The sequence below is a fragment of the Mesorhizobium sp. M7A.F.Ca.US.002.01.1.1 genome (genome assembly GCF_004022955.1).
Classification (GTDB): Bacteria; Pseudomonadota; Alphaproteobacteria; order Rhizobiales; family Rhizobiaceae; genus Mesorhizobium; species Mesorhizobium ciceri.
This window is the reverse complement of sequence record NZ_RZQE01000337.1, coordinates 1-6473: the sequence shown is the minus strand read 5'-3', so window position 1 is coordinate 6473 and position 6473 is coordinate 1. Positions and strand designations below refer to the sequence as shown.

Here is a 6473-nt window from a genome sequence, read left to right as displayed (position 1 = left end):
CAGCGCGAGGCCGCACGGGCCGCCCTCGACGATGTCTCGGACCTGCGCCGCACGCTGCCGGCGCTCGCCGCGCACGCCGCCTATGCGATGTTGCCCAAGGCCGTCCCCGGCCAGCCCTTGCAACTGACGATCCGCAAGAGCGTCCAGGAGGGGCTGGAACAGGTGGCGAGGGACGCCGCCACCAAGCTCGGCCCTCGCCTGTCGGTCGCCATGGTGCTGGCCGACTCCCGCACCGGCGACATCCTTGGCGAAGTCGGCTCGGCCAATTTCTTCGACGCCAGCCGCTCCGGCTGGATCGACATGACAAAGATCGTCCGCTCGCCCGGCTCGACGCTGAAGCCGTTCATCTACGGTCTTGCCTTCGAACAGGGCCTGGTGGCGCAGGAGACGCTGATCGATGACAGCCCTGTCGATTTCTCCGGCTACCGGCCGAAGAATTTCGACATGGGCTACCAGGGCGATGTCAGCATCCGGCAAGCGCTGCAACTGTCGCTCAACGTGCCGGCGATCCGCGTGCTCGACGCGGTCGGGCCAACGCGGCTGATGGCGCGCTTCCGCCAGGCCGGCGTCAGCCCCATACTGCCGGTCAACGAGGCGCCGGGCCTGGCCATCGGCCTTGGCGGCGTAGGCGTCACGCTGCGCGACCTCGTCCAGCTCTACACAGGGCTCGCCAATGGCGGCAAGACGCACACGCTGCATGACGGCACCGAGCCGGCCAATGCCGAGCGCACCAGCGCCACCATCCTCGACGGTCAGGCCAACTGGCAGATCATCGACATACTGTCGGGCGTCAAGCCGCCCGAGGGTGCCCTGCAGCGCGGCATTGCCTACAAGACCGGCACGTCCTACGGGTACCGCGACGCGTGGTCGGTCGGCTTCGACGGCCGCTATGTGCTCGGTGTCTGGGTCGGCCGTCCCGACGCCGGCGCGGTGCCCGGACTGTCCGGTTATGTCTCGGCCGCTCCCATCCTGTTCGACGGTTTTGTCCGCTCGGGCCTGGTCGCCGTCCCCTTGCCGGGCAAGCCGCCCGGACTGTTCAGCCCCAGGCGCGAGGACCTGCCGGTGACGCTCGCCCGCTTCGGCGCCGGAGCGGACGGCCTGGTGCAGGCGACAGTGACCGAACCCGCACCGACCATCATCTTCCCGCCCGACGGCGCCCGCGTCGATCTCGGCACCAATTCGGTCGACGCCTCGCCGCTGGTGCTGAAACTGCAAGGCGGCCGTGCGCCATTCCGCTGGCTGGCCAACGGCAAGCCGCTGGTGGGCATCGACCGTCGCCGCACCGCGACCTGGCAGCCCGACGGCGCCGGCTATTCGACGCTGACCGTCATCGACGCCGCGGGACGCGCGGCGAGCGTGAAGGTGTTTGTCGAATAGACGGCTGCAAGCGATTCGTGGAATTGGCTTTCCACAGGCTCAGCGGATAGCGGGATACTTCACCCATGCCTGTTCCGAGGCACCCCCCTCTGGCCGGCCGGCGATCTCCCCCGCAAGGAGGGCGATCGGATGTCCTTGCCGCTTTCGCCAGTTATCAATGGTGGAGCAGGACGCCAAAGCTGCCAATCTCCCCCCTTGCGGGGGAGATACCTGGCAAGGCAGAGGGGGGTGCCTCGCGCGATCCTTTCCTGTCGGCAGCCTCAGCACTGGCAGCAACAATCCTTGTCACGGCAATCACCCTCCCTGCTCTCGCTGACCCACTCCCCGCCGGCTTTGTCCGGCTCGCCGATGTCGACCCCTCGATCCGCCAGGACATCCGCTACGCCGGATCGGATAATTTTCTGCACCGCAAGGTGAACGGCTATGGCGCCCCGGTCTGCATCCTCACCGAGGATGCGGCGAAGGCACTCTCCGCTGTCCAGAAAGCGATCGCGGCCAAACACCTGACCCTGGTGGTGTTCGATTGCTACCGCCCTGCCCGCGCCGTCGCCGACATGGGCGAATGGACAAAACAGGGCGGGCCGCCCGATCCGCAATGGTATCCGGAGGTCAGGCGCAGCGACCTGATCGCCAAGGGCTATGTCGGAGAGTTGTCGACTCATTCACGTGGCTCGACCGTCGACGTCGCCGTCGCCCGGATGGACCGCAGGTCCAGCCCGAACCCGGCCTGCGGCACCGGGGATGCCGACACGCTCGATTTCGGTACCGGTTTCGACTGCTTTGATTCAATGAGCGAAACCGCATATCGCGGCCCTGCCAGTGAAGCGGCGGCAAATCGCAAGATGCTTGTCGAAGCCATGCGCGCGGGCCGCTTCAAGAACTATGCAAGGGAATGGTGGCACTTCACGCTGAAAAGCGAACCGTTCGCCAAACAGCGTTTCGACTTTCCCATCACCGCCGATTGAGGCACCGGATCAAATTCCACACCTTGCCTCGGCACTACCCATTGCTAGATAGGCTGAGTGGCAGGGCCATGGATTCTTCCTTTGGCCGCAAGAGGAAAATATTTCTCCAAAGGACGAAATGGCGCCGAACATTTTCTCAAGAGGGGCAAAAAAGGCAACATTGAATGCATCTAATTTCTACCAATTCGGTAGATTTGGCGCGGGTTCAACGGAGGCAGAAATGACCAAACCTCATTTCAGGAAACTGCTCGGCGCACTGGTCGCCACATCTGTCCAGTTCGGCACGCTCGGTTTCGCGTTTGCCGATACCACCATTCTCAACGTCTCCTACGATCCGACACGCGAGCTCTACAAGGCCTATGACGAAGCTTTCGTCGCCCATTGGAAGGCCGAGACCGGAGAGACGGTCACCGTCCAGCAGTCGCATGGCGGATCGGGCGCCCAGGCCCGCGCCGTGATCGACGGCCTCGACGCCGATGTGGTGACGCTGGCACTCGAAGGCGACATCAATGCCATCGTCTCGAAGTCGAAGAAGATCAATCCGGACTGGCGCACCAAATTCGAAAACAATTCGGCGCCCTACACCTCGACCATCATCTTCCTCGTGCGCAAGGGCAATCCCAAGGGCATTCACGACTGGAGCGACCTCGTCAAGGACGGTGTCCAGGTGATCACGCCCAATCCCAAGACGTCCGGCGGCGCGCGCTGGAACTATCTCGCCGCATGGGCCTACGCCAACGCCAATGACGGCGGCGACGAGACCAAGACCAAGGAGTTCGTCGGCAAGCTCTACGCCAATGCCCCGGTGCTCGACACCGGCGCGCGCGGCTCGACCGTGACCTTCGCGCAAAAGGGTCTCGGCGATGTGCTTATCGCCTGGGAAAACGAGGCCTATCTGGCGCTCGACGAGTTCGGTGCCGACAATTTCGACATCGTCTACCCGCCGACCTCCATCCTGGCAGAACCGCCGGTGGCAGTGGTCGACGCCAATGTCGATGCCAAGGGCACGCGCAAGATCGCCGAAGCCTATCTGAGCTGGCTCTATTCCAAAGAAGCGCAGACGATCATCGCCAAGAACCATTATCGTCCTGCCAAGCCCGATCTGGTGCCGGCCGAGGACCTCGCCAAGCTGCCGCCGATCAAACTTGTAACCATCGACGATCCACAGTTTGGTGGCTGGAAAAAAGCACAGCCTTATCATTTCGGCGATGGTGGTATATTCGACCAGATCTACAAGCCCCAGTAAGCAGTCGATATTCAGGACGACATGACCACAGCACCCGCCCAAGCGGGGTGGCGATTCAGGCAGCCGAGCGTCATTCCGGGTTTCGGATTGACGCTCGGCTTCTCGCTTGCCTACCTCACCCTCATCATCCTCATCCCGCTATCCGGGCTGCTCTGGCGCTCGGCCGCCCTTGGCTGGCCTGAATTCTGGGCGATCGCCACCGATCGCCGCACCATCAATGCGCTGAGAATCAGCTTCGGCACTGCCTTCGTCGCGGCTGCTGTCAACGTCGTCTTCGGCACGCTGGTCGCATGGGTGCTGGTGCGTTACCGCTTCCCCGGCCGCCGCATCGTCGATGCCATGGTCGATCTGCCCTTCGCCTTGCCGACGGCTGTGGCCGGCATCGCGCTGACCACGCTCTACGCGCCGAACGGCTGGATCGGCAAATTGCTGATGCCGCTCGGCATCAAGGTCGCCTATACCCCGCTGGGTATCGTCATCGCGCTGATCTTCATCGGCCTGCCCTTCGTCGTGCGCACCGTGCAGCCGATCATGGAGGAGATCGACAAGGAAGTGGAGGAAGCCGCGGCCACCCTTGGCGCCAATCGTTTCCAGATCATCACCCGCATCCTGTTTCCGGGCCTGGCGCCGGCCATCGTCACCGGCTTCGCGCTCGCCTTCGCGCGCGGCGTCGGCGAATACGGCTCGGTCATCTTCATAGCCGGCAACTTGCCCTACAAATCAGAGATCGCGCCGCTGCTGATCGTCATCCGGCTGGAGGAATACAATTACCCGGCGGCAACCGCGATTGCGGCGATCATGCTCGCCCTGTCATTCATCATGCTTTTGGTCGTCAATCTCGCACAGTCGTGGAGCCGCAAGCGCTATGGCTGATCCGGAGATCAAATCCTACGAACCGCACCATGAAAGCCAGTCGGCGGCGGTCACGGAAAGCCGCCCGGCGCGTCTGGCCCTGATGGCCGTCGCCTTTGCCTTCCTCGGCATTTTCCTGCTCTTGCCGCTGATCATCGTCTTCAACGAAGCCTTCGCCAAGGGCATCGGTGCCTACACCGAAGCGCTCGGCAATCCCGACACACGCTCGGCGATCCGGCTGACGCTGCTGGTCGCCGCGATCTCGGTACCGCTCAACATTGTGTTCGGCATCTCCGCCGCCTGGGCGATCGCCAAGTTCGAGTTCAAGGGCAAGGCCTTCCTGACCACGCTGATCGACCTTCCCTTCTCGGTCTCCCCGGTCATATCGGGCCTCGTCTATGTGCTTCTGTTCGGCGCCCAGGGGCTGCTCGGCACCTGGCTGAAAGCGCATGGCATCGTCATCCTGTTTGCCGTGCCGGGCATCGTGCTGGCCACAATCTTCGTCACCTTCCCCTTCGTCGCCCGCGAGTTGATCCCGCTGATGCAGGAGCAAGGCAATGGCGACGAGGAGGCAGCGCTTTCGCTTGGCGCCAATGGCTGGCAGACCTTCTGGTACGTGACCTTGCCCAACGTCAAATGGGGGCTGCTCTACGGCGTGCTCCTGTGCAATGCGCGCGCCATGGGCGAGTTCGGCGCGGTCTCGGTGGTGTCGGGCCATATACGCGGCCTGACCAACACCATGCCGCTGCATGTCGAAATCCTCTATAACGAGTACAACGCCGTCGGCGCCTTCGCCGTCGCTTCATTGCTTGCGGGCCTGGCGCTCGTCACGCTGGTCTTGAAAACACTTCTCGAGATGCGCTACGGCGCCGAGATCGCCGCGACGCGCGGACACTGACAGAGGGATTTGCATGGAAGTTCGCGTTGCCAACGTGCGCAAGGAGTTTGACCGGTTTCCGGCCCTCCACGACGTGTCGCTCGATATCAAGTCGGGCGAACTGATCGCGTTGCTGGGGCCGTCCGGCTCCGGCAAGACGACGCTGCTCAGGCTGATCGCCGGACTGGAGCGGCCGACGCGCGGAAACATCTTCTTCGGCGACGAGGACGCCTCGCACAAGTCGATCCAGGATCGCAATGTCGGCTTTGTCTTCCAGCACTATGCGCTGTTCCGGCACATGACGGTGGCCGACAATATCGGCTTCGGCCTGAAGGTCCGGCACGGGCCGTCGCGCCCCCCGGCGCAGGAGATTCGCCGCCGCGCCTCCGAGCTTCTGGACCTTGTCCAGCTGTCGGGGCTGGAAAAGCGCTATCCGGCGCAGCTTTCCGGCGGCCAGCGGCAGCGCGTGGCGCTGGCGCGGGCTATGGCCATCGAACCCAAGGTGCTGCTGCTCGACGAACCGTTCGGCGCGCTTGACGCGCAGGTGCGCCGGGAATTGCGCCGCTGGCTGCGCGAAATCCATGACGCCACCGGCCACACCACCGTCTTCGTCACCCACGACCAGGAAGAGGCGCTGGAGCTTGCCGACCGCGTCGTGGTGATGAGCCAGGGTCGCATCGAGCAGGTCGGCACCGCCGACGACATCTACGACACGCCGAACTCGCCCTTCGTCTACGGCTTCATCGGTGAATCGAGCTCGCTTCCCGTCAAAGTCGAGAATGGCGAGATCTGGCTCGCCGACCGTCCGATCGGGCTTGCCGCGCCCAACGAGCCCTCGGGCGATGCGACGCTCTACTTCCGCCCGCACGATGTCGAATTGCTGGACGGCTGCAGCGGCTGCATCGCCGGCACGGTCGCCGCCAGCCGCCGCGTCGCCGGCACGCGCCGGGTCGAGCTCGAGATCGGTGGTGAGCGTCAGCGGGTCGAAATCGAATTGCCGGTCGATCATCCCGCGGCGCAAAAAAGCCGGGTGGCGTTCCGCCCCGGCCGCTGGAAGCTTTTTCCGGCGGCTTGATTCTCGGCTCAAGCGCTACGCCAACCAGTTTTCGACCTTCAGATTCCTGATCCGGGTGAACTCTCCCGTGTTGGGCTGCGG

At 63.9% G+C, this 6473-nt stretch carries 6 protein-coding genes; all 6 read left to right on the top strand.

Features of this window, described 5'->3' with window-relative positions:
- Window positions 1-1377: penicillin-binding transpeptidase domain-containing protein (locus tag EN932_RS25655; RefSeq protein ID WP_128369153.1), on the top strand; the 1377-nt coding region annotated here is incomplete at its 5' end.
- A 65-nt stretch (window positions 1378-1442) separates the two neighbouring features.
- Window positions 1443-2342 (top strand): M15 family metallopeptidase, encoded by a 900-nt coding sequence (locus EN932_RS25650; protein WP_127385290.1) that lies wholly within the window; start codon window positions 1443-1445, stop codon window positions 2340-2342.
- Between the two features lie 220 nt (window positions 2343-2562).
- A complete protein-coding gene (locus tag EN932_RS25645; protein WP_013530876.1) occupies window positions 2563-3588 on the top strand; it encodes a sulfate ABC transporter substrate-binding protein in 1026 nt (341 codons plus the stop codon).
- Between the two features lie 21 nt (window positions 3589-3609).
- Window positions 3610-4461, top strand: coding sequence for a sulfate ABC transporter permease subunit CysT (gene cysT, locus EN932_RS25640; protein ID WP_013530875.1), 852 nt, complete (start codon window positions 3610-3612; stop codon window positions 4459-4461).
- Window positions 4454-5338, top strand: a complete 885-nt coding sequence (cysW, locus tag EN932_RS25635) for a sulfate ABC transporter permease subunit CysW (RefSeq protein WP_013530874.1) — start codon at window positions 4454-4456, stop codon at window positions 5336-5338. The genes cysT and cysW overlap by 8 nt, the downstream gene beginning before the upstream one ends.
- A gap of 13 nt (window positions 5339-5351) precedes the next feature.
- The gene (locus EN932_RS25630) at window positions 5352-6392 is read left to right on the top strand and encodes a sulfate/molybdate ABC transporter ATP-binding protein (RefSeq protein ID WP_013530873.1); all 1041 of its coding nucleotides are present in this window, start codon (window positions 5352-5354) and stop codon (window positions 6390-6392) included.
- Window positions 6393-6473: the final 81 nt, after the last annotated feature.

Excerpts from the sequence above, each read along its gene's own strand:
- cysT (WP_013530875.1), top strand. The coding sequence starts at position 3,610 with ATGACCACAGCACCCGCCCAAGCGGGGTGGCGATTCAGGCAGCCGAGC.
- EN932_RS25630 (WP_013530873.1), top strand. The coding sequence starts at position 5,352 with ATGGAAGTTCGCGTTGCCAACGTGCGCAAGGAGTTTGACCGGTTTCCG.
- EN932_RS25650 (WP_127385290.1), top strand. The coding sequence starts at position 1,443 with ATGCCTGTTCCGAGGCACCCCCCTCTGGCCGGCCGGCGATCTCCCCCG.
- EN932_RS25645 (WP_013530876.1), top strand. The coding sequence starts at position 2,563 with ATGACCAAACCTCATTTCAGGAAACTGCTCGGCGCACTGGTCGCCACA.
- cysW (WP_013530874.1), top strand. The coding sequence starts at position 4,454 with ATGGCTGATCCGGAGATCAAATCCTACGAACCGCACCATGAAAGCCAG.